General features: G+C 72.3%; 28 protein-coding genes. 17 read left to right on the top strand and 11 right to left on the bottom strand.

Annotated elements, in window-relative coordinates:
* Positions 1 to 26 precede the first annotated feature (26 nt).
* The 4 genes from ACQPYD_RS18955 (at position 27) to ACQPYD_RS18940 (ending at position 4,538) form a co-directional block, all read left to right on the top strand.
* Positions 27 to 923 (top strand): NAD(P)-dependent oxidoreductase, encoded by an 897-nt coding sequence (locus ACQPYD_RS18955; RefSeq protein WP_433696921.1) that lies wholly within the window; start codon positions 27 to 29, stop codon positions 921 to 923.
* 195 nt (positions 924 to 1,118) lie between these two features.
* Entirely contained in the window at positions 1,119 to 2,558 is a 1,440-nt protein-coding gene (locus tag ACQPYD_RS18950) for an SLC13 family permease (RefSeq protein ID WP_433696920.1), read from the top strand.
* A gap of 127 nt (positions 2,559 to 2,685) precedes the next feature.
* A complete protein-coding gene (locus ACQPYD_RS18945; protein ID WP_433696919.1) occupies positions 2,686 to 3,552 on the top strand; it encodes a transketolase in 867 nt (288 codons plus the stop codon).
* Positions 3,549 to 4,538 carry a transketolase family protein gene (locus ACQPYD_RS18940; protein WP_433696918.1) on the top strand — a complete coding sequence of 330 codons (990 nt, stop codon included), beginning with the start codon at positions 3,549 to 3,551 and terminating at the stop codon, positions 4,536 to 4,538. The genes ACQPYD_RS18945 and ACQPYD_RS18940 overlap by 4 nt, the downstream gene beginning before the upstream one ends.
* 283 nt (positions 4,539 to 4,821) lie before the next feature.
* Here ACQPYD_RS18940 and ACQPYD_RS18935 read toward each other — a convergent pair whose 3' ends face one another.
* The gene (locus ACQPYD_RS18935; protein WP_433696917.1) at positions 4,822 to 6,423 is read right to left on the bottom strand and encodes an alpha/beta hydrolase; all 1,602 of its coding nucleotides are present in this window, start codon (positions 6,421 to 6,423) and stop codon (positions 4,822 to 4,824) included.
* A gap of 186 nt (positions 6,424 to 6,609) precedes the next feature.
* Here ACQPYD_RS18935 and ACQPYD_RS18930 point away from each other — a divergent pair, with 186 nt between their 5' ends.
* Positions 6,610 to 6,807 carry a hypothetical protein gene (locus ACQPYD_RS18930; RefSeq protein WP_433696916.1) on the top strand — a complete coding sequence of 66 codons (198 nt, stop codon included), beginning with the start codon at positions 6,610 to 6,612 and terminating at the stop codon, positions 6,805 to 6,807.
* A 93-nt stretch (positions 6,808 to 6,900) separates the two neighbouring features.
* Here ACQPYD_RS18930 and ACQPYD_RS18925 read toward each other — a convergent pair whose 3' ends face one another.
* Positions 6,901 to 7,764 (bottom strand): enoyl-CoA hydratase/isomerase family protein, encoded by an 864-nt coding sequence (locus ACQPYD_RS18925; protein ID WP_433696915.1) that lies wholly within the window; start codon positions 7,762 to 7,764, stop codon positions 6,901 to 6,903.
* 92 nt (positions 7,765 to 7,856) lie between these two features.
* Here ACQPYD_RS18925 and ACQPYD_RS18920 point away from each other — a divergent pair, with 92 nt between their 5' ends.
* From ACQPYD_RS18920 to ACQPYD_RS18900, 5 genes are all read left to right on the top strand, one after another.
* Positions 7,857 to 8,246 carry a winged helix-turn-helix transcriptional regulator gene (locus ACQPYD_RS18920; RefSeq protein WP_433696914.1) on the top strand — a complete coding sequence of 130 codons (390 nt, stop codon included), beginning with the start codon at positions 7,857 to 7,859 and terminating at the stop codon, positions 8,244 to 8,246.
* A gap of 264 nt (positions 8,247 to 8,510) precedes the next feature.
* Positions 8,511 to 9,044: a dihydrofolate reductase family protein gene (locus ACQPYD_RS18915; protein ID WP_433696913.1), complete on the top strand. Its 534-nt coding sequence runs from the start codon at positions 8,511 to 8,513 to the stop codon at positions 9,042 to 9,044.
* A gap of 481 nt (positions 9,045 to 9,525) precedes the next feature.
* A complete protein-coding gene (locus ACQPYD_RS18910; RefSeq protein WP_433696912.1) occupies positions 9,526 to 10,725 on the top strand; it encodes a PP2C family protein-serine/threonine phosphatase in 1,200 nt (399 codons plus the stop codon).
* The gene (locus tag ACQPYD_RS18905; RefSeq protein WP_433696911.1) at positions 10,722 to 11,168 is read left to right on the top strand and encodes a DUF2975 domain-containing protein; all 447 of its coding nucleotides are present in this window, start codon (positions 10,722 to 10,724) and stop codon (positions 11,166 to 11,168) included. The genes ACQPYD_RS18910 and ACQPYD_RS18905 overlap by 4 nt, the downstream gene beginning before the upstream one ends.
* On the top strand, positions 11,168 to 11,416 hold the full coding sequence (locus ACQPYD_RS18900) for a helix-turn-helix domain-containing protein (RefSeq protein ID WP_433696910.1): 249 nt from the start codon (positions 11,168 to 11,170) through the stop codon (positions 11,414 to 11,416). The genes ACQPYD_RS18905 and ACQPYD_RS18900 overlap by 1 nt, the downstream gene beginning before the upstream one ends.
* Before the next feature lie 89 nt (positions 11,417 to 11,505).
* On the opposite strand, the gene ACQPYD_RS18895 is transcribed toward ACQPYD_RS18900, so the two are convergent.
* The 4 genes from ACQPYD_RS18895 to ACQPYD_RS18880 form a co-directional block, all read right to left on the bottom strand.
* Positions 11,506 to 12,147 (bottom strand): GOLPH3/VPS74 family protein, encoded by a 642-nt coding sequence (locus ACQPYD_RS18895; protein ID WP_433696909.1) that lies wholly within the window; start codon positions 12,145 to 12,147, stop codon positions 11,506 to 11,508.
* 272 nt (positions 12,148 to 12,419) lie between these two features.
* Positions 12,420 to 12,836, bottom strand: a complete 417-nt coding sequence (locus ACQPYD_RS18890; protein WP_433696908.1) for a (R)-mandelonitrile lyase — start codon at positions 12,834 to 12,836, stop codon at positions 12,420 to 12,422.
* A gap of 366 nt (positions 12,837 to 13,202) precedes the next feature.
* Entirely contained in the window at positions 13,203 to 13,865 is a 663-nt protein-coding gene (locus ACQPYD_RS18885) for a LysE family translocator (protein WP_433696907.1), read from the bottom strand.
* 327 nt (positions 13,866 to 14,192) lie between these two features.
* A complete protein-coding gene (locus tag ACQPYD_RS18880) occupies positions 14,193 to 15,038 on the bottom strand; it encodes an oxidoreductase (RefSeq protein WP_433696906.1) in 846 nt (281 codons plus the stop codon).
* Between ACQPYD_RS18880 and ACQPYD_RS18875 the strand changes: the two genes are divergently transcribed.
* A complete protein-coding gene (locus tag ACQPYD_RS18875; RefSeq protein WP_433702088.1) occupies positions 15,037 to 15,771 on the top strand; it encodes a DNA-binding response regulator in 735 nt (244 codons plus the stop codon). The genes ACQPYD_RS18880 and ACQPYD_RS18875 overlap by 2 nt on opposite strands.
* Before the next feature lie 439 nt (positions 15,772 to 16,210).
* Positions 16,211 to 16,618 (top strand): MmcQ/YjbR family DNA-binding protein, encoded by a 408-nt coding sequence (locus tag ACQPYD_RS18870; protein WP_433696905.1) that lies wholly within the window; start codon positions 16,211 to 16,213, stop codon positions 16,616 to 16,618.
* A gap of 141 nt (positions 16,619 to 16,759) precedes the next feature.
* Here ACQPYD_RS18870 and ACQPYD_RS18865 read toward each other — a convergent pair whose 3' ends face one another.
* Positions 16,760 to 17,209 (bottom strand): VOC family protein, encoded by a 450-nt coding sequence (locus ACQPYD_RS18865; protein WP_433696904.1) that lies wholly within the window; start codon positions 17,207 to 17,209, stop codon positions 16,760 to 16,762.
* A 98-nt stretch (positions 17,210 to 17,307) separates the two neighbouring features.
* Here ACQPYD_RS18865 and ACQPYD_RS18860 point away from each other — a divergent pair, with 98 nt between their 5' ends.
* Positions 17,308 to 17,697 carry an MmcQ/YjbR family DNA-binding protein gene (locus tag ACQPYD_RS18860; protein ID WP_433696903.1) on the top strand — a complete coding sequence of 130 codons (390 nt, stop codon included), beginning with the start codon at positions 17,308 to 17,310 and terminating at the stop codon, positions 17,695 to 17,697.
* A gap of 67 nt (positions 17,698 to 17,764) precedes the next feature.
* On the opposite strand, the gene ACQPYD_RS18855 is transcribed toward ACQPYD_RS18860, so the two are convergent.
* Positions 17,765 to 18,373 (bottom strand): TetR family transcriptional regulator, encoded by a 609-nt coding sequence (locus ACQPYD_RS18855; RefSeq protein WP_433696902.1) that lies wholly within the window; start codon positions 18,371 to 18,373, stop codon positions 17,765 to 17,767.
* A 93-nt stretch (positions 18,374 to 18,466) separates the two neighbouring features.
* On the opposite strand from ACQPYD_RS18855, the gene ACQPYD_RS18850 reads away from it, so the two are divergent.
* Positions 18,467 to 19,510, top strand: a complete 1,044-nt coding sequence (locus ACQPYD_RS18850; protein ID WP_433696901.1) for an NAD(P)-dependent alcohol dehydrogenase — start codon at positions 18,467 to 18,469, stop codon at positions 19,508 to 19,510.
* A 100-nt stretch (positions 19,511 to 19,610) separates the two neighbouring features.
* Here the strand turns inward: ACQPYD_RS18850 and ACQPYD_RS18845 are convergent, their stop codons facing one another.
* Positions 19,611 to 19,994, bottom strand: coding sequence for a hypothetical protein (locus ACQPYD_RS18845; RefSeq protein WP_433696900.1), 384 nt, complete (start codon positions 19,992 to 19,994; stop codon positions 19,611 to 19,613).
* 122 nt (positions 19,995 to 20,116) lie between these two features.
* Positions 20,117 to 21,025, bottom strand: a complete 909-nt coding sequence (locus ACQPYD_RS18840; RefSeq protein WP_433696899.1) for a LysR family transcriptional regulator — start codon at positions 21,023 to 21,025, stop codon at positions 20,117 to 20,119.
* A 277-nt stretch (positions 21,026 to 21,302) separates the two neighbouring features.
* On the opposite strand from ACQPYD_RS18840, the gene ACQPYD_RS18835 reads away from it, so the two are divergent.
* From ACQPYD_RS18835 to ACQPYD_RS18825, 3 genes are all read left to right on the top strand, one after another.
* On the top strand, positions 21,303 to 21,935 hold the full coding sequence (locus ACQPYD_RS18835; protein WP_433696898.1) for an NADPH-dependent F420 reductase: 633 nt from the start codon (positions 21,303 to 21,305) through the stop codon (positions 21,933 to 21,935).
* Positions 21,936 to 21,987: 52 nt separating this feature from the next.
* On the top strand, positions 21,988 to 22,923 hold the full coding sequence (locus tag ACQPYD_RS18830) for an SDR family oxidoreductase (protein WP_433696897.1): 936 nt from the start codon (positions 21,988 to 21,990) through the stop codon (positions 22,921 to 22,923).
* A gap of 68 nt (positions 22,924 to 22,991) precedes the next feature.
* The gene (locus tag ACQPYD_RS18825) at positions 22,992 to 23,660 is read left to right on the top strand and encodes an NADPH-dependent F420 reductase (RefSeq protein WP_433696896.1); all 669 of its coding nucleotides are present in this window, start codon (positions 22,992 to 22,994) and stop codon (positions 23,658 to 23,660) included.
* Between the two features lie 84 nt (positions 23,661 to 23,744).
* Here ACQPYD_RS18825 and ACQPYD_RS18820 read toward each other — a convergent pair whose 3' ends face one another.
* A complete protein-coding gene (locus ACQPYD_RS18820; RefSeq protein ID WP_433696895.1) occupies positions 23,745 to 24,434 on the bottom strand; it encodes a hypothetical protein in 690 nt (229 codons plus the stop codon).
* Positions 24,435 to 24,603 lie beyond the last annotated feature (169 nt).

Below are 24,603 nucleotides of genomic sequence, written 5' to 3'. Positions count from 1 at the left end.
ACCCCCGAGGGGGAGAAGGAAGACACATGAACGCGACACAGGCTCCACAGCCATGCCCGAAATCGACTGTCATGTTCGTCGGCATCGGCGCCATCGGCCTCCCCATGGCCGAGCGGATCGCCCGCGCGGGCCACACCGTGCTCGGGGTGGACCCCTCGCCCCGTAGGCGTGAGGCCGCGGCCGAACTCGGCGTACCCGCCCGGGCCGACCTCACGGGGATCGAGGAGGCCGACACCGTCCTCGTCATGGTCGCCACCCCCGAACAGCTGCACCAGGCGGTGTCCGCACCCGGCGCCGCGCTCGACTCCATGCGCCCCGGAGCCGTGCTCGCGGTCATGAGCACCGTCGGCCCCGGACCGGTCCGCGAGGCCGCGCGCAGGGCCCGGGAGGTCGGGGTCCGCCTGGTGGACGTACCGGTGACCGGCGGCGTGGCCGGCGCCAGACGCGGCGCCCTGACCCTCTTCGCCTCCGGCGACCCGGCCGCGCTCGCCGACTGCTCCGACGTCCTCTCCGCCATGGGCTCCGTGCGCGACTGCGGCGCCGAGGTGGGCAGGGGACAGTCCTACAAGGTGGTCAACCAGCTCCTGTGCTCGGTGCACATCGTGGCCGCCGCCGAGGCGCTCGCGCTGGCCGAGAAGCTGGACCTGGACCCCGCGGAGGTCCTGGAGGCCGTGGGCGGCGGCGCGGGCGCGTCCTGGATGCTGGGGGACCGCGGACCGCGCATGCTCCCGGAGGCCGCCGAGGAGGTCACCAGCACCATCGGGATCTTCGTCAAGGACTCCACGCTCGTCACCGACACAGCCGACGCCGTCGGCTTCTCCGCGCCCCTGGCCCGCGCCGCGCGCGCCGCCTACGAACAGGCCGCCGCCACCGGGCTCCTCGACCGGGACGACTCCCAGGTCATCCAGGTCTACCGCGACTGACACCGCGCGTCGCCCACGACGCACCGCGCACGCGAGCCGGACCGCCGCCGCGTCGCGCCCCCTCCGCACCACGGCTCCGGGACCCGGGGAAGCCGGTCGGCGGAACCACCAAGCCCGTAGGGGTCACTCGTCATGCCCGGAAACACCCGGCCGTGAACGTGCTGGCCCCACCGATACACGAGAGGGGATCCACCTATGGATGCTCTTGTGCTGACACTGATCGCTCTCGGGTCGATCGCCCTCCTGCTCCTGCTCATCATCCGGTTCCACGTGCCGGCCTTCGTCGCCCTGATCCTTGTCGGCGTCGGAACCGCCCTGGCCACCGGCATGCCCTTCGCGGAGATCATCCCCACCATCGTCGAGGGCCTGGGCGGAACGCTCGGCAACGTCGCCCTCCTGGTCGGGCTGGGGGCGATGCTGGGGGCGATCATCGAGCACTCCGGGGGCGCGGACGCGCTGTCCCGGCGCTTCGCCCGGATCCTGGGTCCCGCGCGGGTGGGGGCCGCCCTGCTGATCGCCTCGGCGGCGATCGCGACGCCCATCTTCTTCGACGTCGCCTTCATCATCCTGGTACCGATCATCTACGCCTTCTCGCGGGCGGCCAGGCTGCCCTCGCCCATGGCGATCGGCCTGCCGATCGCCGGCCTGATGCTCTTCATCCACGTGGTGGTGCCCCCTCACCCGGGGATCGTCGGCAGCTCGGCGATCATGGAGGCCGACATGGGCCTGGTCACGCTCCTGGGCTGTGCGCTGGTGGTGCCGGTGGGCTTCGTGGCCCACTACACGGCCCGGCTGCTGAACCGGCGCGTCTACACGGTGCTCCCGGAGACGCTCGCCCGGTACTCGGAGGGTTCGGCCGCGGACCCCGGCGACGGGACCGGCGGCTCCGAGCCCTCCGGGGCCGGGCCCGCCGACCAGGGCGGCGGCCCGGTGAAGGCCCCGGCCAGGACGGAGCCGCAGGCGCCCCCGGGCACGGGCAGCGTGCTGACGGTCATCCTCGTCCCGATCGCCATGATCGGCCTCCAGACCGTCGGCAGCGTCTTCCTGGACGAGGGCTCGGCCGCCCTGGGCCTGCTGACGATGCTCGGCGCCCCGCCGTTCGCCCTGCTCACCGGCTGCCTGCTGGCGGTGTACCTGCTGGGGGTGCGGCGCGGGTGGTCGATGCGCTCCGTGGGCCGGGTCATGGAGGGGGCCCTGGCCCCGGCGGCCATCGTCGTCTTCGTCACGGGGGCCGGCGGGGCCTTCGCCAAGGTTCTCAGCGAGAGCGGTATCGGTGAGGCCCTCTCCGGCGGCCTGCTCGGACTGGGCATCCCCCTGCTGCTCCTGGCGTTCGTCCTGGCCGCACTGCTCAGAGCCGCCCAGGGGTCGGCGACGGTGTCGGCCATCACCACGGCCGGGCTGCTGGCGAGCACGGTCGCCGAGGGCGGCTACAGCGCTCTGGAGATCGCCCTGATCAACCTGGCCATCGGCTGCGGGGCGATCTGCCTCTCCCACGTGAACGACTCCGGGTTCTGGATCGTCTCGCGCTACCTCGGACTGCAGGTCGCGGACGCGCTGCGCACCTGGACCGTGCTGGTCACCGTCCTGGGCACGACCGGGTTCGGCCTGGTCTGCCTCGTCTGGGCGCTGGCGTGAGGCCTCACCGGCGACCGGCCCCGCGGCGCGGCCGCCCACCGGGCCCGCCTCCGGACCGCCCGCCAGGACGAACCACCGGATCGCCCCCCGGAACCACCGACCGAACCACCCGACCAGGAGGACCGAGATGAACCAGACCGCCACGGCGCCCGGAAGCGGGGTCGACACCGCCCGGACCGACCGGGTGCGGGCCGCCGCGTACCGGATCAGGCTGAACGCCCTGACCCAGGGCGAAGTACAGGGGCAGGGCTACATCGGCCAGGCCCTCGGGATCGCGGACGTCCTCGCGGCCCTCTACGCCGACCAGCTCGACCTGCGTCCCGAGGACCCCGGGTGGGAGGGGCGCGACCGCTTCCTCCTCTCCATCGGCCACTACGCGATCGCCCTGTACGCGGCGCTGGCCGAGGCGGGCGTGATCCCCGTCGAGGAGCTGGACACCTACGCCACCGACGACTCGCGCCTGCCCATGTCGGGCATGTCCACCTACACGCCCGGCATGGAGGTCTCCGGCGGCTCCCTGGGCCACGGGCTCGGCGTCGCCGTGGGGATCGCCCTGGGGCTGCGCCGCAAGGACAACCCGGCGCACGTGTACAACCTGCTCTCCGACGGCGAGCTCAGCGAGGGATCCACCTGGGAGGCCGTGCAGGCCTGCGCCCACCACGGCTTGGACAACGTCATCGCGATCGTGGACATGAACCGCCAGGTCGCCGACGGCCCGGCGCAGGAGGTCATGGGCACCGAGCCCGCCGACGACAAGTTCAGGGTCAACGGCTGGCACGTCCTGCGGGTCGACGGCAACGACGTCGCCGCGCTGCTCGCGGCACTGGACGAGCTCAAGGCCCACCGCGGCCGGCCCAAGGCCCTGATCTGCGACACCACCATGGGCAAGGGCGTGCCGATGCTGGAGTCCAGGGAGAAGCTTCACTTCATGCGGGTGGCCCCGGACGAGTGGCAGACGGCCCGCGAACAGCTCAAGGAAGGGGACAGCGCATGAGCGCCACCACCGCCAAGCGACTCACCTCGGACGCGATGATCGCCTCGATCGCCGACGACGGCGCGCGCACCGCCCAGGCTCCGCTGGGGCACGCGCTGCTCGCCGCGGCGCGGGAGGACCCCCGCATCGTGGGCCTGTCCGCGGACCTGGCCAAGTACACCGACATGCACGTGTTCCGCGACGCCATGCCCGACCGCTTCTACCAGATGGGCATGGCCGAGCAGGTCATGATGGGTACCGCGGCCGGCCTGGCCCAGGAGGGGTTCGTGCCCTTCGCCTCGACCTACTCGGTCTTCGCCACCCGCCGCGCCTACGACTTCCTGTGCCTGGACATCGCCGAACCGCGCCTGAACGTCAACATCGTCGCGGCCCTGCCCGGGCTGACGACCGGTTACGGTCCCAGCCACCAGGCCACGGAGGACGTCGCCCTGCTCCGCGGGATCCCGGGGATGACCGTCGTCGACCCCTGCGACTCCGTCGACATCGCCCAGGCCGTCCCCCAGCTCGTCGCGCACGAGGGGCCCACCTACACCCGCATCCTGCGCGGTGCGGTGCCCACGGTGCTGGACGAGTACGACTACGAGTTCCGCCTCGGCAGGGCCGCCCTGCTCCGCGGCGGCTCGGACGTCCTGTTCATCTCCTCGGGGCTGATGACCGAGCGCGCCCTGCGCGTGGCCGCCGCGCTGGAGAAGGACCGCATCGGCGCGGCGGTCCTGCACACGCCGACCATCAAGCCGCTGGACGTGGACACCGTCCTGGCCGAGGTCGCGGCCGACCGGAAGGTCTTCGTGCTGGAGAACCACTCCGTGGTGGGGGGCCTCTTCGAGTCGGTCGCCTCCGCGCTGGTGCAGAGGGGCGTGACCCGCCAGGTGACGCCCATCGGCCTGCCGGACGAGTTCCTCGACGCGGGCGCCCTGCCCACGCTCCACGACCGCTACGGGGTCTCGGTCCGACGCATCGGCGAACGCGTGCGTGCCGCGCTGTGACCGCGGGTTCCGGGGCGCGCCGCACGGCGCGCCCCGGAACCCCGGGCCCTGGGGGCCGGCCCCGCTCGCACCGCAGCTGAACCGGGCGGGCGGCGCCCGTCGCGCGGGCCGGCCCCTCTGTCACAGGGGCGCGGCGCCGGGACGGGGCGAGGGCCCGGGAGTGTCCGGGGCCTGGCCACGGCGACCCCGGAAGCGCGTGCGCCGGGGGCGTCGGCAGGGGAGCGCCGGGGGCGGGCGGGTCCGCCCCCGGCGCCCAGGGGCGACAGCCCCCGACCGCGCGGTGTCAGGCGGTGTCGCGGAGCCGGTCCAGGGTCCGGGTCCGCAACAGCTCCGCCCCGCTGCCGGACTCCGGGCCGGCGTTCGCGGAGGCCCCGCAGGAGACGTCCCGCTCCGGGAACTCGCCGTCGACGAGGAAGCCCGTGGTGACGTTCCAGGCGCAGGCGTTGTCACCGTAGAGGTAGGCGCCGTGCCCGTTGCCGTCGACGCTCACCAGCCGCGACCGCTGCCCGAACTTCTCGTCCAGCATCACGCCGCCGGCGTAGGGGGTGGCCGCGTCGCGCAGGTTCTGCACGATCAGGACGTTGTCCGGCCCCTCCGCGGTGATCTCCACCGGCGCCTCGGCCGGCTCGTGGTGCCAGTAGGCGCACGGCGTGACGTTGGCGGGGGCCGCGCCGTACATCGGGTACCGCTCCCGGTCCTCGGCGACGCCGCTCCGGTAGGCGTCGAGGTCCTCCGGCCACTCGGAGTCGTTGCAGGCCACCGCGAGGAACGCCGACCAGGCGTTGTCCGCGGCCACGGGCTCGGCCGCCTCCTCACCGCCACCGGCCGCTCCGTCCAGGTGCCGCTGGACCGCGCTCTCGTCGCTGCTGTCCAGCGCCTGCCACAGCTGCGCCGTCCGGGCGTAGTTCGGCTCGCCGTACAGTCCGATGAAGGAGGCGAATCGGAAGGCCGGGCCGTCGACGCCCGCCACCGGCGCCTCGTCGAGTCGCTCCGCGATCTCGAAGTAGGTCTCCCGTACCTGCTCCGGCGAGTCACCCAGGCCGTAGCTGCCGTCGCGCCGCGCCAGCCAGGCGGCGAAGTCGGGGAAGGCCTCCTCGAAGCCCAGGCTGAACCGGCGCATGCCGTCGTAGCCGAGGAAGGTGTCGCCGATGTTGCTGTCGAGCACGATCCGGTCCGTGCGCCCGGGGAACAGGGAGGCGTAGGCGGCGCCCAGCGCCGACCCGTAGGACACCCCGAAGTAGCTGGCCTTCTCCTCGCCGAGCGCTGCCCTGATCCGGTCCATGTCGCGGGCCGTGTTCGCCGTGGAGATGTGGGGCAGCAGCCCGTCGGCGTCGTTGGCCGCGCACCGGTCGGCGACCGCCTCGGCGGTCACAGCCTGGTCGGTGATGGCCGCGTCGTCGACGGCGTACGGCGGAATGTTGCCGTAGTACGCCTGGTCGGTGGTGAAACCACAGCTCACCGGTGCGGAGTGCCCGACCCCGCGGGGGTCCATGCCGATCAGGTCATAGGTGTCCAAGAGGCTGGCGGGCGCACCCAGGGCGGCCAGGTCGGCGGGCATCGACAGACCGGAGCCGCCCGGGCCGCCAGGGTTGAGCATCAGGATGCCGCGCCGCTCACCCGGTGCCTCGCCGGCCAGGCGGGAGACCATGATGTCGATCCCGGCGCCCTCGGGGGCGCCGTAGTCCACCGGCACCGGCACGGTCCCGCACTCCAGGGGGTACGGCCCGGCGGGGACGTCGGCGGGGCACGCGCCCCACTCCACCTCCGGCACCGGACCCCCGTCCCGGTCGTCGGCCGCGGCGGGCGCCGCCGCGACCAGCGAACCGGCGAGGAGGACCAGCGCCGTCAGCGGCGCACTCCGAGCCGTGCTCCATTGTCGTTCCACGTGTGCAGCCTCCTGGGTAGCGGATTCCCGCCTCCCGGCAGCCCGTCGCCCCCGCTGTGGGGGGCGGCCGTCGCAGTCGGGAGGCACCCCCTCAGACTGCTGTCACCCCGCCGCGCCCACCAGTGACGCGGCGTCATCGGTTCACCCCGCAAACGTCATGGGCGCCCCCGTGGCACCGGTCGACACATGCTCATCGCGCACCGCGCCGAGGCGGCCATGAAGGGATACCGGATCCGCCGCGCGTCCGCCGCGAAGCCGGTGAACGAGCTGTTCGGGGCCGCCGCGGAGAAGCAGTCGAACACGAGCATCGCCGCTACGACCGTGGGGAACCTTCACGCGTCGATGAGTCCGGTGGCATGGAACCCGACCGGCACGGCGGTGTGACGGTCAACCACCTCGGCCTCCGATGCAGTGGGCAGGCCACACGCTGTCGGGACCGACAGGACACCGGTGGGCGCGTGGGACCCCGGTCCGGGCCTACCCGGCCATGTCTCGGAACAGACCCTCGAGGTCCCGCTCGCCGCCGCGGGTCTGGGCACCGCGGGCCAGACCGCCGCGGATCAGGCGCTCTGCCGCGGGGCGAACGATCTGGCCGGCCCAGGAGGCGTGCTCCCGCAGGAGGCCCTCGGCCATGTCCTGGGGGGCGATGGCGTGCTTGGCCGCCGCGATCACCCCCTCGGGCAGGGCTGCGATGTCGCGGGCGAGGCGGTCGACGACGTCGTCGAGTTCGTCGGCGGGGACGGCCCGGTTCACCCAGCCGTAGCGTTCCGCGGTCTCGGCGTCGTAGAGGTCGGCGCCCAGTACCGCCTCCAGGGCGCGGTTGCGGCCGATCCGGTCGGCGAGGTACTGCGTGCCCCCTCCACCGGGGACGATGCCCATGAGTGCCTCGATCTGGCCGAGCCCCGCGCGACCGGTCGCCGCGAACGCCATGTCCGCGGCCGTGACGAACTCCGCTCCGCCGCCGCGCGCCTTCCCGGCGAGCTTGACGACGGTCACCTGGGGCTGGTGCCGGAGCAGTTCTCCCAGGGCCTGGAAGACGTTGACGCCGTCGGGGAGGTCGGCCGCGATCTCGTCGAAGGCGTCCGGCGTGTCGACGAGCGACATGTCGACGTGGGCTATGAAGAACTCCGGATCGGCGCTGTCGAACACGATCACCCGGACCGAGCCGTCGTCCTTCAGCGCGGTCAGCAGGCGCCGGAGGTCGGCCATCAGGGCGGCGTCCAGGACGTTGACGGGCGGGTTGTCGAGGGTGACGCGGGCGATGCCGTCCTCGCGACTCACCCGCAGGGTCGCGTAGGCGTCGTGGTTCATGGGGGTCTCCGATCCGTACCTGATAGGCATCTAGGTTCCCGATGCATACTTACAGTGCGGTGGTGGACGACCGACGTCAATAACGCACTTTCGGCATCGTAAGGATCGCGAAGGATACCGATATGGCCACTTCTGAAACCGGCGGCGAGGCCGGCACCGACATCGTCTACAGGTCCGACTGCCCCAGCCGGCCGATCCTCGACCAGATCGCCGACAAGTGGTCGATGATGGTGATGGCGGTCCTCGACAAGCCCACCCGGTTCAACGAGATCAAGCGCCGCCTCGAGGGCGTGACCCAGCGGGTCCTGACCCAGACCCTGCGCCGACTGGAGCGCAACGGGATGATCGTGCGCCGCGTGCTGCCGACCTCGCCGGTCGGGGTCGAGTACTCCCTCACCCCGCTCGGCGAATCCCTGCGGGAGCCGTTCGGCCGGTTGTACGACTGGACGGTCGACCACGCGGACGAGATACAGGCGCGCCGAAGGGATTACGACCAACGTGTTCAGGGCTGAGAAGGAGCGCCCGGCAACCTCGTCGTCCTGAGCCGAGGTCCGGGGCCCGGGCCATGCCGGTGCCGAAGGTGGGGGCCGGTTCGGTGCGCGGGTGCGGGACGCGCTCGGTCGGCACGGTGCGCGGGTGGTGTTCTGCCCCGCGCGGACCGGGATGTGCACTCGACCGGGCCGGGCCGTGGGACCGGGCTCCCCGACCCGGGACACGGCCCGAACAGCGCAAGATCGGTCAGGCCGCAGCCCCGGGGACGCCGCTACGGTTCGGGCATGACCACTTTTCACGCCTTCCTCGGCTGCAGCCTCGACGGGTACATCGCGGGGCCCGACGGCGAGCTGGACTGGCTGACCGTCTTCGACAACACCGGCTACGAGGAGTTCTTCGCCACCGTCGACGCCCTGGCGATGGGGCGCGCGAGCTACGACACCATGCGGGAGTTCACGGGGGACCACTACCGGGGCACGCCGATCCATGTGCTCTCCACGACGCTGCCCGCCGGACCGCGACCTGACCTGGGAAGTTCGCCGGTGACCGTCCATCCAGACGTCCCCGCGCTGCGGACGGCCCTCGCCGAGGCCGGGGTCAAGCGCGCCTACGCCGACGGGGGTCGCACCGTCCAGGCGTTCCTGGCCGCCGGTCTCCTCTCGGACCTCACCGTGACCCGTGTTCCGGTGCTCCTCGGGAAGGGGATCCCCCTCTTCGGGCCCGAGCCCGGCCCCCTGCGCCCGCACCTGGTCTCCTCGTTCGCGACGGACCAGGGGGCGGTCCAGTCCTTCTACCGCTTCTCGGCCAGGGAGAGCTGAACGAGCGGGTAACGGTAGCCGTCCACGGGGATCCCAGTGGACGGCGCCTCTGACGTCCACTGCTCGGCAGGCGACGGGCCCCTTTGTCCACGTCCACTTCTCGGCCCCGCCGGAGGACGCGGACTCCGTGACGCCGCACGCCGCCGACTTCGGAACCTTCGAGGTGACCGTGGAGCAGGGGAGGGGCCGCCGACCGCGGCCCCGCTTCCCGGCGCCGTGGTCGAGGCGCGCATCGCACGAACGCCGCACCGCTCCGGGGGAGGGCCGGCCGGGGACCTCTCCGCCCGGACCTCCCCGTCCGCACCTGTCTCCCGCTCCCCGGACCGCCGCCCCGCGGGCCGACCGCGCTCCCGGCGGCCTTCGGAAACAGCAGTACGCGCTGGTCAGGATGCCTGTTGCCCGAGGTGTAGCCGGTGTGGGCGGGGGAAGGTGGTACGCACGGTCGGTGTGGGGCGAATGCGTGAAAACGCTGGGGGCGACGATGGCAGGTGACCGGCTCGGACTGGCGGAGATACTCGCCGAGGCGGAGGACGCCGCGCCGATGGAGTCCCTCAACGTGGTGGCGCGCAATCTACGCGACCGGTTCGACGCGCACGCGGTCTCGTTCCTGTTCGCCGACATGGTCGGCCAGCAGGTGGTGCGGGTCGGGGAGGAGACCGTCACGCGGGCGGACCGCCACCCCGAGGAGATTCCGCTGGCCGGCAGCGTCTACGACCAGGTGCTGCGCACCCAGGAACTGGTGCGGGGCCGCGGGGGCGGGCACGGACAGCGGGTGCTCGCCCCGGTGACCAACCGCGGCGACGTCATCGGCATCCTGGAGCTGACCCTGCCCCATGTCACGGGGGAGATCCTGGACGAGGTCCGCGGGGCCGCGCACGCGCTGGCGTACATCATCGTCACCGACCGCCGTTTCACCGACCTCTACCACTGGGGCCGGCGCACCACCCCGATCAGCCTGGCCAGCGAGATCCAACGCCACCTCCTGCCCAGCGCGTCCTCCTGTGAAGCCGCCCAGTTCGTCCTCGCCACGGCCCTGGTGCCCGCCGACTCCGTCGCCGGGGACACCTACGACTACTCCCTGGACCGCAACACCCTGAACCTGTCCATCACCGACGCCATGGGCCACGACGTCAACGCCGCCCTCATGGCCACCCTGCTGGTCAACGCCTCCCGCAGCGCCCGCCGAGCCGGCGCCGACCTGGCCGAGCAGGCGTATCAGGCCCACCGGGCCCTCCTGGACCACGGCGATCACTCGTTCGCCACCGGCCAGCTGGTGCGCATCGCCCTGGACGGCACCGGTGCGCAGATCGTCAACGCCGGACACCCCTGGCCGCTGCTCCTGCGCGAAGGGGTGGTGGAGGAGCTCGGCCTGGACGTCGACCTGCCCTTCGGTATGTCCGCATCCGTCGCCTATCACGTGCAGGCCTTCGACCTGCGTCCCGGCGACCGCCTCGTCTTCTACACCGACGGCATGCAGGACCGCCGGGCGGAAACCGTCGACCTGCCCCGTCTGATCCGCGACACCGCCGACGACCACCCCCGTGAGGTCGTACGGACCCTGACCGCCGCGGTCACCGACGCCTCCGGAAAGCGCCCGGAGGACGACGCGACCGTCGTGTGCCTGGACTGGCGCGGCTCCCACCTCGAGGGCCGCCGAGCCCGGGCCGGAGCCGACGGGTGAGCACCGGGCGGCCCCGCCGCCCCCGCGAGCCCAAGCGGGGATTCCGCCTGCGCGAGGCCGGAGCCGACCCGGTGCTCGTGCGCACCCCCGTGATCGTGATCGTGTTCCTGGGCATCGTGGCGGTCCAGACCGTCCTGGTCTGTGTGTGGCTCCTGGTGACGAGGGTGCGGCGCGGAACCGTGTTCTCCAGCGCTGCCTTCCGCTACGTCGACGTGATGATCGGCGCGATCGTGGCGGCCGCCCTCCTGGTGTTCGGGCTCGGGTTCGTCATGGCCCCGGGCGAGGCCGTGCCGCCGGGCGTGGTCCTGCTGGTGGGCGGGGTGGGCACGGCGCTCCTGGGGGTCGCGCTCATCGTGGTCGTGCTGAGGGCGCTGCTGGCCCAGGCGATCGAGAGCAAGGCCGAGGCGTCCCGCCTGCGGGGCGAGCTCGACGAGGTGATCTGATGCCGATCGTCGTCGACATCGACGTGATGCTGGCCAAGCGCAAGATGTCCGTCGGGGAACTCGCGGACCGCATCGGGATCACGCCCGCCAACCTGGCGGTGCTCAAGAACGGCCGCGCCAAGGCGGTGCGCTTCACGACCCTGTCCGCCCTGTGCACGGTGCTCGACTGCCAGCCGGGGGACCTGCTGCGCTGGGAGCCCGAGCCGACCGAGGCCCCCGAGCCCGCCGCCACGCGGCCGGGGCGGTGAACAGCGGGGCGTACGAGGCCGACCGGCGAGGGGCGACGGGCGGGCCGGGGCCGGTCACCACGCGTCGCCCTCCGCGCCGCTACCGCCTGCTAGGCGGTTCCCGCCCGCCGGTTGACGACGGCCGCCAGGATCGCGTTGCGCATCCCGGGGACCTCGGCGCCGAAGCGCTCGTGGACCGCCTTGAACCCGGCCCTGTGCTCGTGGCGCTCCTGCGGGGTGAACACCGTCCAGACGTCGCCGTCGGCCGCGATCGCGGCCAGGGCCACGTCCTCGGCGGGGGCGGCCGCCACGGTGTGCTCGGAGCGGACGGCCTCGTGCACGCGCTCGCGCAGCCGGCGGACCTTCTCGGGGTGTTCGAGGGTGACCTCGAGGGTCGGGAAGATCCCCAGTACCCGGCCGCGGTCGACCGTGATCGTCCCGTTCGCGACGAGCTGCTCGCGCACGGCGCTCTCGGCCTTCCACTCCCGGTCCGGGACGGCGTTGACCCAGTGGCCCGGCTCGTGCGGCGACAGGCCGTCCAGCACCTGGGCCAGGAACGGGTCCTCCGGCGTGCGTGAGGCGTCGCGCTCGGCCCTGCCGTCCCGGGCACGGAGCAGGCCGCCGAGGATCAGCTCGGTCAGCGCCGCGGCGCGCAGCAGGTGGCCGCGGTAGGCGGTGCTGACGGGGTCGAACCGGTTCTTGCCGGTGTCGTAGCTGAGCAGGTAGAGCCGTTGCGGCAGTGTCGGTTCCATCGTCGTCTCCTCGGCGTCCGTCCCGCCAGGGGCGCCCGGTCGGCCGGGGCGCGGAACCGTCTCTCCCCGGCATCGGCGCGCCCGGCCCCCGTGCGGGCGTGTCCGTGACCCCGCCCCGGGGTCCGGTCCAGTATTCGCCCTGCTCCGACACGACACCAGTGACGCCGCGTCACCTCCTCACCCGCGCACGCGCCGCGGCGCCGACGGCCGGAACAGAGGGCACGGCACAGCTCCCCGCCGCTGCCGGGCGGGGACCGGTGGGACGCCGGGTGTCAGCGCCCGGTGGCGCGGGGCGCGTCGTACTGGTCGTCGGTGACCTCTTCCAACCACACCGTTTCGGGGAGGTCGGACTCGACGACGCCCTCCCACAGGGCGAGGTGCTCCATGAAGGCGTCGGGGGCGGCCCCGTGCCAGTGTTCCTCCCCGGGAGGGGTGTGGACGGTGTCGCCGGGGCGGGCCTCGACGACCCGCCCGCCGCGCGACTGGACGAGCGCGATCCCGGAGACGATGTGCAGGGTCTGGCCCAGGACGTGCGAGTGCCAGTGGGTGCGTGCGCCCGGCGCGAACCGGACCAGGTTCAGACGGGCCCGGGAGGGTTCCCGGCCCGCGTAGATCACGTCCCACCAGGCATCCCCGGTGAACACCTCTTCCGGCGCCTTGGCGCTGGGCTGTCGTCGCAGGATCTCCATGTCATCAGCTCCTCGGTGTACTCGGGCTCGTGCTGCTGCCCGTACTGTGGGCGGGCCCTGCCGGTCGGGCCGTGTCCGCCGGGCCCGGCAAGGAGGCCGCGCAGACCCTCAGTGCGGGTCGGAGGTCAGCGACGCCGGGCGGAGACCGCCAGTTCGTCGGTGCCCCCGACCCCGGGTCGGGAGCCCTCACGTGAGGGCTCCCGACCGTTCCGCCGCCCTTACCCATTCACACCTGCGCGAACGCGTGTCGTGCGAAGACACGAGGACGACGGCTCACTCGGTTCGACCGTGACGCGCCTCCCACGGGCCCCGGACGACCCGAAGGACACCGGGCCGGGGAGGTGACGCCGTAGGCGGCCCCCGGATCTACCGACGTGACAGGTCCGTCAGCGCCAACCCTCCGCCGAACGCGATCAATGCTCCTCCGGACGCCTGGTCCAGGCGACGCAGCGTCACCGGCCGCAGGCGGCGCCCCGCCAGCACGCGCCCCGCGGTCGCCCAGACCAGTGCGGTGACCGCCTCGCAGACGATGTAGAGCGCGCCCAGCGTTACCAGCTGCACCCCGGCCGCGACGCCGGTCCCCGAAGAGACGAACGGCGGCAGAAACGCCGTGAACAGCAGGAGCGCCTTGGGGTTGGCAGCGGCGGTGACGAACTCCTGCCCTGCGAGTTTCCACGGCGCCGCATCAGGGGTGCCCTCGTCCGCCCGTTCGGGTGCGGACCCGTTCGGCGCGGAGGCGGCGCGCGCCGACCACACCACCCACGCCCCCAGTCCGACCATGACGGCCGCCCCGACGACGCGGAGGACCTCGAAGGCCGTCCGGGAGGTGTGCAGGAGCGCCCCCAGGCCGGTGGTCACCGCACCGAGCATGAGGGCGAACGCGGTGAAGCGTCCGAGGAGCGCGACGGCGGCCGGACGCAGGCCCTGCCGCAGCCCGTTGCGGAAGGCGAGCAGGTTGTTGGCTCCGGGCGAGGCGGCCACCGCCAACGCCGCGGGTACGAAAACCGCCAGCTGCGCCCAAGAGAGCATGCTTCCAACCTCAGGTCGGCTCCGGAAGTCCTTGGGACCAAGCTGCCATGGCGGCGCAGGATTGCGCCAGGCCGTCAGTGGTGTCCTCGGTGAAACGGCTCCGCCGGGTGCGCACGGTGTTCACGTGCACGCCGCCCCGCCCGGCCATCCGCGCGTTCGGCAGCCCGCGGGCCGCGTGCGGCACGATCTGCGCGCACACGGAGCCGGTGCTCGGTCGTGTAGCCCCGGACTGCCTTCTTCGACCGGCGCGGATCAGTGGCGGTCGGGGATATCGGGCGGGCGGCGGCCACGGGCATGGCAGCCGAGCTGACTTCCGGAGCCGGTCGATCAACCCCGCAGGGCGGCCACGTCCTCGTCACGGAGACGGAGATCGTTCGCCGTGAGGTTCTCCTCCAGGTGGTCGAGAGAACCGGTGCCCGGAATCGCCAGCACGGACGGCGACTTCGCCAACAGCGAGGCGATCGCGACCTGCGCGGTGGTCGCGCCCAGGCGTGCCGCGACCTCGCCCAGCCGTTCGGCGTCGAGCGGGCCGCCGACGCCGCCGCCGAGCGGAAAGTACGGCACATACGCGATGCCCGCCTCCTCACACTCGGGCAGCAACCCCGTGTCGCCGGTGTGCCGGTTCTGCACCGCCGTGACGGGCGCGATCCTCCGGGCCTGCGCCAGCTGGACGGCGTCGACGTTACTGACACCCAGGTTCCGGATCAGTCCCTCCGCGCGGAGTTCGGCCAGGACCGCGAACCGTTCGGCGATCGACTCCTCACCCGGGCCGGTCGTCCCGCCGACCCGCAGATAGACCAGGTCGAGCCGGTCGAGACCCAGAGAACGCAGATCTGTCTCGACCAGGCCGCGCAGCTGATCAGCCGTCGCCTGCCCGATCGGCACACCGTTCGGTCCGGGCAGCGGCCCCACCTTCGTCGCGATCACCAGGTCGTCACGGTAAGGGGCCAGCGCCGTACGGATCAGCTCGTTGGCCCACACCGCGTCCCTGCCGTAGAAGCCTGCCGTGTCGATGTGGTTCACTCCCAGCTCCACGGCTCTGCGGAGTACCGCGACGCCCGTATCGGGATCTCGCGGCGGGCCGGCGAAGGTTCCCATCGCCAGGCGCATCGCGCCGAAGCCAAGCCGGTTGATCGTCAGTTCTCCGCCAAGGGTGAAGGTCTTGATCGTCATGACGCTCATGGTGTCCGCCGCCACGGCGCCCAGCGAGCTCGTGGCAGCTTGCTGCCAGACTGGCGGGATGCGGAAGGAAGAGGTTTTTTCAGTGCGAGGAGGCGCGGAGCTGACCGCGCGCGCCGGTCATCTCTTCGAGACCGCGCGGACCGAGTTCCTGTGCGCCGCCCGAGATCTCAAGACCTGGTCGCGACCCGGGGCCAGGGCTGCGGTCCGGAATCGGATGCGCGCTGCGGACAGCACCGGCCTCATCCCTCGAAAGCTGCTCAGCCCGGTGGCACTTGCCGACGAGGAGGCCCGCGCGCACCTGCGGCTGGTGCGGAGCAAGGGCGCTCTCGTTCGGATCAGCCGTTCGCCGCTGCCGCACGAAACCATCCTCATCGACCGGAGGGTGATGATCCTCGCCGGCCAGGAGGCCCCCACCGGCCGCGAGTACACCGTGACGACGTCGCAGATCCTGGTCGACGGCGTCCACTCGCTGTTCCGGGCGATCTGGGACACCGCCGTCGATCTGGAAACCTATCTGCGCAGCGACGTCCCGCACCTCGACGCCGAGGGCCGGATGATCCTCGAAGCCCTCGGTTCGGGCCTGACCGACGCATCGGCGGCACAACGGCTCGGCGTCTCACTGCGCACCTACCGGCGGCGTGTGGCCGAGCTGATGGCCGAACTCGAGGCCGACTCGCGCTTCCAGGCCGGGCTGCGGGCAGGTGAGCTGGGGCTGTCCCACTAGAACCACAGCGATCGCGGCTCTTGGGCAGTCTGCGCGCCTGGGCACTCCAGACCGCACAACCAACCGTCACCTCGAACCCCGACGAACTTTCAGCGGCGACCACTGAGCGGCGCCTGGTCCCTGGCCGGGGGACGCGTCGGGACCTAACCTCCGGACGGGGCCGCCGCCCCGCCTCCGTGCCCCTGCGCCGCTGCGCGGGGCCGGGGCGGCTCCGACGGAACGCGAACGGGGCGCGGTCACGGTGCGTCTCCCATGGGGAGTACCGTTCCACACGCGTCGGTTCCCCGGCAGGGGAGGAACCTGTCCCCGGCGGCCGGGACGACGCCGGAGCCCGTAGCGCGTTCACGCGGTTCGACGGCCTGTGCGGGCCGGTCGGGCCGGGTAGGAGGGGCACAGGGCGACGGCACGCGGGCGCAGCACGCGAGGACGGAGAATGGCGATGGACGGCGAAACCTTGCAGGACACGGCCCAGGAACACGCCGAGACCCTGGTGGATGCCGGGTTGGAGCACCCGTTCGGACCCGACTGGGAGGTCTTCAAGGTCTGGGGCAAGGTGTTCATGCTGATGACCGAGGCCCCCGGAAAACCGGTCGTGATCCTCAAGTCCGACCCCGGTGAGGCCGAAGCCCTGCGCGAGACCCACGCCGACATCACGCCGGGCTACCACATGAACAAGAGGCACTGGATCACGCTCGCCCCCGGCGACTCGATCGACAAGGACCTGGTCAGGGAACTGGTGACCGAGTCCTACCGGCTCGTGGTGGGCAACCTGCCCCGGTCCCGCCGACCCGTCGGGGCGCCGTCGGGAAAGCCGGCCGCGCGCTCGGAGGTTCGCGCGGCGGACTGACCACCGGGCCGCACCCGGCCGTCGGGCGGTGACGGGAGCCCCCCGTCCATCGCGTTCGAGGCCGGGCGGCGCGGCGGCTCCCTGTGGTTCGAGGCCGTCCTCGTCGCGGCGAACGCCGTGAGCAGCACGGCCGAACGATCCCTAGACGACGTCGAACTCGTTGCCCTCGGGGTCCTGCATCAGGACCGCGTACTGCCCCGCGTCCGGCTCGTCCGTGGTCCGGAGCACGCGGGCGCCGGCCTCGACCAGCCTCTCCACCGTGGCGGCGACCCGCTGCGCGCGCACCGCCAACGGGACGTCGCGACCGCCGCCGACCTGCAGGTCGAGGTGTATCCGGTTCTTGGCGGCCTTGGGTTCGGGAACCTGCTGGAACCACACCCGGGGCCCTCGCCCTGCGGGATCGACGATCGACTCCGGGACGTCGCCCGCACCCGCGGGCAGCTCCTCCTCGGGCACCCCCGTGGCTGCCCAGTACTCCCGCCACGTGGCATGGCCGCCCGGCGGAGGTTCGGGTATGTATCCCAGAGCCTCGCTCCAGAACGCCACCAGTCTCCGCGGGTCGCAACAGTCGATCGTCAGTTGCAGCGTCATCTCCATGAGCGGAGCCTGGCGGACACGTCCGACATTCGTGCCGGACCGGTCCCGCGGACGGCAGGGGCGCACTTTCGCGACGGACCTGAGGAGTGGACATGGCCATCACCGGGGAGCAGCTCCAACAGACCGCGCGCAGTACGGCCCGGGACCTGCCCGGGACCGATCACGGGCGGCCCTTCGTCGACAAGCTGGACGTGTACAAGGTGGCGGGCAAGGTCTTCCTGATCGTCACCGACGACCCCGACGAGCGCATCATCACCGTCAAGGTCGAGCCCGACCACGGCCGCTCCCTACGGCGCCGGTACCCCTCGATCATTCCGGGCCGTTACCTCGACAAGACCCACTGGACCTCCGTGGGCGCCGGTGAGGAGATCACCGCGCACATGGTCCGGGACCTCGTGGACCACTCCTACGAACTCGTCCTGGACTCCGTGCCCCGGGCCCGCCGCCCCCGGACGGGAGGGGACGACCGCGGGAAGGGGTGAGGCGACCGGGTAGGAGCACCGCGCCGGCCCCGCAGGTACGGGGCCGCTGCCCGGGCGCGCCCGCGGCTCACGGCTCGGGGGACGCCGCCGGTTCCGGGGCGACGGCGCGGCGGACGCAGTCCCGCAACAGGTCGCGCCGCTGTTCGTGCACCTCCTGCGGCTCCGTCGCGGTGGCGGCGTAGACGTTGCTCACCGGCGACCAGGCCATGGACATGGCGATGACCACGGCCATCACGTCGAAGGGGTCGCCCTGTCTGACGCGCCCGGCGGCCTGGGCCTCGGCGATGGCGCCGAGCTTGTGGTCGTCGTAGCGCTCGTGCTCCGCGACGAGGTGCCCGCTCGGGCGCCGCTCCAGGCGGGCCCAGGTGGCGAGGCGGATGAGGTCGGGACGGGCCAGGTACTCGTCGTAGAGGCGCACGGCCCAGTCGGCCAGGTCCCCGGCGTCGATGGGGGCGACATCGATGATGCGCTCCAGCGAGGCGAAGAAGATCGCGTCGAAGAGCTGTTCCTTGTTGCCGAAGTAGCCGTAGAGCTGGGCCTTGTTGGTCCGCGCGGCGGCGATGATCCGCTCGATGCGGGCTCCGGCGATGCCGTACCGGGCGAATTCCTGTGTGGCGGCGTCGACGATCCGCCGGTGCGTGGCGGCCCCGCGCGCGCTCGATGGCTGTTCGGGCATGGCCGCCACATTAGCAGACAGACCAGTCTGTTTGCGTATCCGGTCCCGACCGCCTAGGTTCAAATAGACCGAACAGTCTGTCTTTGGAGAGATATGCGCACCACCATCGGATGGCAGGCGGACCCCGCGACCCACGCCCTGCGCCGCACACACCTCCTGCGCCGGGACCTGCGTCCGGACGACGTCGCGGTGCGCGTGGACTACTGCGGCGTCTGTTTCAGCGACCTGCACGCCCTGCGCGCCCACAAGAGCGACGCGGACGGGGCCCTGGTGCCGGGGCACGAGTTCACGGGCACGGTGAGCGAGGTCGGCAGCGCGGTCACCGGCTTCGCCCCGGGCGACCCCGTGGCCGTCGGCAACATCGTCGACTCGTGCGGCACGTGCCCCATGTGCCGGGCCGGCCAGGAGAACTTCTGCCGCGGCTTCCCGACCCTGACCTACGGCGGAACCGACCGCCGTGACGGGGCGACCACGCTGGGCGGCTACTCCCGCGAGTACGTGGTCCGCGACACGTTCGTCCACCGCCTGCCCGCCGGTCTGGACGCGGCCGGAGCGGCCCCTCTGCTCTGCGCCGGCGTCACCGTCTGGGAGCCACTGCGGGCCCTCGGGGTGGGCCCGGGCAGCACGGTCGCCGTGGTCGGGCTGGGCGGCCTGGGGCACCTCGCCGTCAAGCTGGCCGCCGCGCTCGGCGCCACGACCACCGTCATCAGCCGCACACCGGACAAGGCCGACGAGGCGTACGGCCTCGGCGCGGACGGATTCGTCGTCTCCACCGACGCCGCGCAGATGGAAGCCGTCCGGGACCGGTTCGACGTGGTCGTCGACACCGTCTCCGCCCCCCACGACCTGACCCCCTACCTGCGCACCGTCGCCATGGACGGCACTCTCAGCCACCTCGGGCACCTCGGCCCGGTCACCGTGGAGACCACCGAGCTGCTCATCGGCCGCAAGAGGCTCAGCTCCGCCGGCAGCGGCGGCCGCCCCTCCACCGCCGCCCTGCTGGGCTTCTGCGCCGAGCACGGCATCACCGCCGACATTGAACTGCTGCCGTCGTCGCAGGTGAACACGGCCCTGGAACGCCTGGAACGCAACGACGTCCGCTACCGCTTCGTGCTCGACATGTCCGACCTGGACTGAGGGGGCGCGCCGACCTCGACCGGCTGGAGGACGCGGCGCCGCCCGCACCGGTCGATGTCTGGGCGGGGGTGCGTTCCGGTGTTCTCGACCCCGAACCGGTCTACCCCGGGAACTCGATGCCGCCGCTCCCGGTCGGGCTGCTCAGCTGAGCGTGCGCCCGGGGACCGGGAACGACCGGGGTGCCACCGGTGACCGCGAAGAAGCGTTCCAGGCCGGGAACCACCACGCTCACCACGTACACACCGGTGGCGGCGGTGTGCATCTCGGCGGCGTAGGGCGTGTGGCCGCTCGCTGCCACGGCCGCCACCGGCCCGCGCAGGTGGCCGCCGGGGGTGTCCGGTGCGGCGGTGTCGTGAAAGTCCACCGGGCGGGCGGCGCCCAGGCGCTGACCGACGTCGGCCCGGCCCGCCGCCAGCCGGGCCGGGTAGGGTCGCAGCTCGCGCAGATCGGGCGTGAGGGCCTCTTCACCAGCGTGGTCGGCCACCGCGGGGCACTGGACGAGCGCCGGACAGGCCGTGTGCGCTGGACGCGGGAACCCCGAGGCCGGTGGTCATGTCCAGCACGTGTGTGGTCGGGAGACGGGCATCCGATGCGATTCCTCCGAGATCACCTCATCGGAACGGCGCTTTTTCCGAGCTGCCACATTTCATAGTTCCCACACTCTGCCGTGATCTCGGCCGCCTCCTGAGCCGCGGCGAAGAAGTCGTCGACCAACGGCGAGGTGTGCGATGCCGCCACCGCGAGGCACACCTGGTCGGACGCCAGATCCGGGACGGGCACGTAGCTGATGTCCGGATGGGAGTAGAACACGGTCGCCGAACGGGCCATGAACGAGATGCCCCGGCCGGCCGCGACATGCTCGAGAGTCTCGTCCACCCCGCGCACCAGGTACCCGGCGTTGGGGTGCGGCCGCCTGGTGGGCTGCGTGCTGGTGTCCCCATGCCAGACCAGCGGCTCGCCGGCCAGCTCGGCCTCGGTGATCTGCTCCCGGCCGGCCAGTCTGTGGCCGGCGGGCAGCACCGCCACCCGCGGCTCGGTGTACAGCGGGGCGACGCGCAGGCCGGCCTCGGCCATGGGCGGACGCACATAGCCGACGTCGATACGGCCGTCGAGCAGCATAGGGGCCTGGTCGTCCCCTTCGATCCGCTGCACGTCCACCAGGACGTCCGGGTGCCGGGCGGCGAACAGCCGTGTCGCAGGGGCGATCGCGATGCCCGCCCGGAAGCCGATCATCAGCCGCTGGACGGCCCGCGCTGCCACGGTCACCCGGCGCCGGACCGCGTGCGCGGAGGCCAGCAGCGGGCCGGCGTCGGTCAGCAGCTGCCTGCCGGCGTCGGTCAGCGCCACGCCGTGGCTGTCCCTTGTCAGCAGCGGGGTGCCGAGGTCCTGTTCCAGCGCGCGGATCTGCCGGCTGAGCACGGGCTGCGCGATGTGCAGCTCATCGGCGGCGCGGCCGAAGTGCAGCCTGTCCGCGACGGCGACGAAGTAGCGCAACTTGCGCAGGTCCAGATCCATGGAGCCTCCCGGCCGACGATACCTCCAGGGTATCGCAACAGCTGAAAGAGGTCTTGGACACCCACTCACACCAATGGCATCCTGAATATGTGCCCGGGGGAAGAGTGAATTCGGCGTAAGATTTCGACGCCGGGCTTGGCGGCAGGATTCAGGGCCGGAACGGGCGCATCATGAAGTGATCCAGGCCCATCGCGTTGTTCGACGGAGTCGGCGAAGCAAACGTTGATAACGACGGTGGGAATGGTTTCCTATCCAGATCGAGAAAGCAGACACACCAATGAGCAGCGTCAGTATCATCGGCCTGGGGAACATGGCCGGCGCCCTGGCCGGCCGGGCGCTCGCCGGCGGCAACGACGTCGAGATCATCGGCCGCGACCCGGCCAGGGCCGAGGAACTGGCCGCCGCGCTCGGCGGCGCCACCGTCGGGACGGCCGGCGCCGTCCCGACCGGGGACATCGTTGTCCTCGCCGTGCCGTACGCCAGTGCGGCGGCGGTGGTCAGGGAGCACGGGGACGCGCTGAGCGGCAAGGTCATCATCGACATCACCAACCCCTTCACCCCTGATTTCACGGGTCTTGCCACCCCCGACGGCAGTTCCGGCGCACAGGAGATCGCCAAGGCCGCCCCTGACGGCGCGCATGTCGTCAAGGCGTTCAACACCCTTTTCTCCCATGTTCTGGCCGCCGACCCGGTCGAAGGCCGCCCCTTGGACGTGTTCATCGCCGGGGACGACCCACAGGCAAAGGCACGCGTGTCAGCATTCATCGAGAGCATGGGAATGCGCCCGATGGACACCGGCCAGCTGTCAATGGCGGGGGCACTGGAGAACGCCGGCCTGCTGGAGTTGGGCCTCGTCGCCCACTCTCTCAGGCACACCGACTTCTCCCTCGGCGTCAGAATTCTCAGCTGAGCGCACCCGCACCACCACTTCTCGCGCCACATCATTCACAAGGAGCAGTAGCGTGCGCGTTTTCGTCACTGGCGGGACCGGCCATTCCGGTTCGTACATCATTCCCGAGCTCATCGCCGCCGGGCACGAGGTCACCGGCCTGGCCCGGTCGGACACGGCTGCGGCGGCGGTGTCCGCGCTCGGCGCGAAGGTGCGTCGCGGCGACCTCGAGGATCTCGACGGGCTCAAGGAGGCGGCCGCGGATTCCGACGGAGTCATCCACGTCGCGCACAGACAGGATCTGCTTCCGTCCGGCGGGATCGACGCCGTGGCCGCTGCGGAGCTCCCGATCATGCTCGCGTACGGCGAGGCACTCGCGGGAACCGGGAAGCCGCTGGTCGCGGCCGGGAGCATCGGCTCGGCCGGGAACCTGGGCCGACCGGTCACCGAGGAGGACCCGGCCCTCCCCGGCGGCGACGGATACAAGGGGACCCTGCGGGTTCGCAACGACGTGGAAACCGCCGTGGTCGGCCTCGCCGAGCGGGGAGTGCGGTCTTCGGTCGTGCGGATCGCCAACATCGCGCACAGTACGACCGATCGGTCCGGCTTCCTCGTGCAGCTGATCGCGCTCGCGCAGGAGAAGGGCTACGTCGGCTACCCCGGCGACGGCGCGAACCTGTGGAACGCCGTGCACGTCCGCGATGTCGCCTCTTTGTTCCGCTTGGCGTTGGAGAAGGGGACGGCCGGTAAATATTGGCACGCGGTCGGGGAGGGGGCCATCCCGCTCCGCGAGATCGCCGAGGCCATCGGCAGCCGTCTGGGCCTGCCCGTCGTGAGCGTTCCCGCCGACGTACTGATGGTGCCGGGGTACTTCGGGTTCCTCGCGCACATGGTCACGCAGAACTATCCGGCGTCCAATCTCATCACCCGCCGGGCTCTGGGCTGGGAACCCGCCCACCCCGGCCTGCTCGCCGATGTGGACAACGGCCATTACTTCCCCGCCACCTGACGGCACGAACCCGCATCGCGACGAGTCCGGCCGATGACAAGGGTTCGGCTCTTCTGGAGGGACGGAATATGACGACTGTGGGATTCATCGGGAGCGGAAACATCGGCGGTGCCATCGCGCGGCTCGCCGTCGCGGCCGGGCACCAGGTCGTGCTCAGCAACTCGCGCGGTCCCGAAACGCTCGCGGACACGGTTGCGGAACTGGGTCCGCGGGCGTCCGCGGCGACGAGCCGGAAGGCCGCGGAGGCCGGTGACATCGTCGTGGTCACGGTGCCGGTCAGCGCCTTTCCCAGCCTGCCCGCCGCGCCACTGGCAGGGAAGACGGTCATCGACACGTGCAACTACGGCCCCGAGCGTGACGGGCGCATCCCCGAGCTCGACAGCACGTCGCTCACGTCGAGCGAGCTGCTGCTGCGGTACATCCCGGACGCCGTGCTCGTGAAAGCGTTCAACAACATCTTCTTCGAGCACCTGCTGTCCCTCGCCCGCCCGGCAGGGGCGGCGGACCGCTCGTACCTGCCGGTCGCCGGGGACTCCGCGTCGGCGAAGGAGACGGTGAACGAGTTCATCGGATCCCTCGGGTACGGCGTGGTGGACGCGGGACCGCTGGCCGATGGCTGGCGGCAGGCTACGGGCACGCCGGTGTGGGGGACCCCGTACGGGCCGTTCTCGGACGAGAAGGGACAACCGGCCGGCGAGGACGCCGTCCGCGCGGCACTGGCCACCGCAACGCGGTAGCCGTGAGCTGGCGCGGTCGCGGTACGGTCCGGTCGTGTCTGATTCCGGGTCTTGCTCCGGGTGCGCTTCCGGCCCGGACCGGGCTCACCCTCGGCCGGAGCCGGGCACCCGCACGTGCGCGCACCGGCCCGTGTCCGCGTCCACCTGCCACCCGGCGGCGCGCAGCGCGTCCGCGTAGGCGCCGATCTCCGCGGTGAACCACCCCCCGTCCTCCCGCTGCGAGCGTCGGGCCTGGCCGTGGTACACGTACAGGAGCCGCCCGCGCGGCTCCACGTAGAAGCCCCGGGGTTCCCCCACCGCCGTCCAGTCCACGGGCGCGTGCCCGGCCGCCTGCAACACGGCCACCGCCCGGAGCACCTCGGGGGGCGAGCCCTCCCACGCCGGTGTCCCCTGCCCGCCCCACCACTCCCTGCCCGGCGCCTCCACGGGCGCGGCCTCGCCCCGTGCCCGCCGCGCCAGGGCCGCGTCCAGCCCGGCGCGGGAGGCCAGGACCCCGCGCTGGATGCCGTACTCGTTCCCGGAGCGGTGCGCCAGCCCCTGGGACTCGCGCTCCTCCAGGTAGTCCAGGTGCTCGCGCAGCGCGGCCAGACCCGCCTGCGTGATGCGGAAGGCGTAGCCGCGGCTGGGGGGATCGCACGCGGCGAGGAGCCCGGTGTCGATCAGCCACTCCCGGCGCCGCCGGTCGCCGACGGAGGTGCGGTAGGCGAGGATGTGCGGTCTGGCGCCCAGGTCGTAGAGGTCGACGAAGCGGGCCGGGGTGAGGCGGCCGGGCATGGGGGTCTCCATCGTGTCGGGGTCGGTGGTGGGGCCTGCGCCCGGGTGCGGCGGAGGCGGCCACCGCCACCTTGGCCCGTCCCTCCGACAGTCCGCACCCGGCCCCGGTCCGCCCGGGAGGTCGGGGCTGCGCGGCCACGGTCGCAGGGTGTCCCGTGGAGCGCGGCAC

The organism is Nocardiopsis sp. CA-288880 (genome assembly GCF_050955985.1).
GTDB lineage: Bacteria > Actinomycetota > Actinomycetes > Streptosporangiales > Streptosporangiaceae > Nocardiopsis > Nocardiopsis tropica.
The sequence above is the reverse complement of the archived record's forward strand: the minus strand, read 5'-3'. Positions and strand labels throughout refer to the sequence as shown.

Coding starts and splice junctions, on each gene's coding strand:
- ACQPYD_RS18955 (WP_433696921.1), top strand. CDS start 27: ATGAACGCGACACAGGCTCCACAGCCATGCCCGAAATCGACTGTCATG.
- ACQPYD_RS18950 (WP_433696920.1), top strand. CDS start 1,119: ATGGATGCTCTTGTGCTGACACTGATCGCTCTCGGGTCGATCGCCCTC.
- ACQPYD_RS18945 (WP_433696919.1), top strand. CDS start 2,686: ATGAACCAGACCGCCACGGCGCCCGGAAGCGGGGTCGACACCGCCCGG.
- ACQPYD_RS18940 (WP_433696918.1), top strand. CDS start 3,549: ATGAGCGCCACCACCGCCAAGCGACTCACCTCGGACGCGATGATCGCC.
- ACQPYD_RS18930 (WP_433696916.1), top strand. CDS start 6,610: ATGCTCATCGCGCACCGCGCCGAGGCGGCCATGAAGGGATACCGGATC.
- ACQPYD_RS18925 (WP_433696915.1), bottom strand. CDS start 7,764: ATGCCTATCAGGTACGGATCGGAGACCCCCATGAACCACGACGCCTAC.
- ACQPYD_RS18920 (WP_433696914.1), top strand. CDS start 7,857: ATGGCCACTTCTGAAACCGGCGGCGAGGCCGGCACCGACATCGTCTAC.
- ACQPYD_RS18915 (WP_433696913.1), top strand. CDS start 8,511: ATGACCACTTTTCACGCCTTCCTCGGCTGCAGCCTCGACGGGTACATC.
- ACQPYD_RS18910 (WP_433696912.1), top strand. CDS start 9,526: ATGGCAGGTGACCGGCTCGGACTGGCGGAGATACTCGCCGAGGCGGAG.
- ACQPYD_RS18900 (WP_433696910.1), top strand. CDS start 11,168: ATGCCGATCGTCGTCGACATCGACGTGATGCTGGCCAAGCGCAAGATG.
- ACQPYD_RS18895 (WP_433696909.1), bottom strand. CDS start 12,147: ATGGAACCGACACTGCCGCAACGGCTCTACCTGCTCAGCTACGACACC.
- ACQPYD_RS18890 (WP_433696908.1), bottom strand. CDS start 12,836: ATGGAGATCCTGCGACGACAGCCCAGCGCCAAGGCGCCGGAAGAGGTG.
- ACQPYD_RS18885 (WP_433696907.1), bottom strand. CDS start 13,865: ATGCTCTCTTGGGCGCAGCTGGCGGTTTTCGTACCCGCGGCGTTGGCG.
- ACQPYD_RS18875 (WP_433702088.1), top strand. CDS start 15,037: ATGACGCTCATGGTGTCCGCCGCCACGGCGCCCAGCGAGCTCGTGGCA.
- ACQPYD_RS18880 (WP_433696906.1), bottom strand. CDS start 15,038: ATGACGATCAAGACCTTCACCCTTGGCGGAGAACTGACGATCAACCGG.
- ACQPYD_RS18870 (WP_433696905.1), top strand. CDS start 16,211: ATGGACGGCGAAACCTTGCAGGACACGGCCCAGGAACACGCCGAGACC.
- ACQPYD_RS18865 (WP_433696904.1), bottom strand. CDS start 17,209: ATGACGCTGCAACTGACGATCGACTGTTGCGACCCGCGGAGACTGGTG.
- ACQPYD_RS18860 (WP_433696903.1), top strand. CDS start 17,308: ATGGCCATCACCGGGGAGCAGCTCCAACAGACCGCGCGCAGTACGGCC.
- ACQPYD_RS18855 (WP_433696902.1), bottom strand. CDS start 18,373: ATGCCCGAACAGCCATCGAGCGCGCGCGGGGCCGCCACGCACCGGCGG.
- ACQPYD_RS18850 (WP_433696901.1), top strand. CDS start 18,467: ATGCGCACCACCATCGGATGGCAGGCGGACCCCGCGACCCACGCCCTG.
- ACQPYD_RS18840 (WP_433696899.1), bottom strand. CDS start 21,025: ATGGATCTGGACCTGCGCAAGTTGCGCTACTTCGTCGCCGTCGCGGAC.
- ACQPYD_RS18835 (WP_433696898.1), top strand. CDS start 21,303: ATGAGCAGCGTCAGTATCATCGGCCTGGGGAACATGGCCGGCGCCCTG.
- ACQPYD_RS18825 (WP_433696896.1), top strand. CDS start 22,992: ATGACGACTGTGGGATTCATCGGGAGCGGAAACATCGGCGGTGCCATC.
- ACQPYD_RS18820 (WP_433696895.1), bottom strand. CDS start 24,434: ATGCCCGGCCGCCTCACCCCGGCCCGCTTCGTCGACCTCTACGACCTG.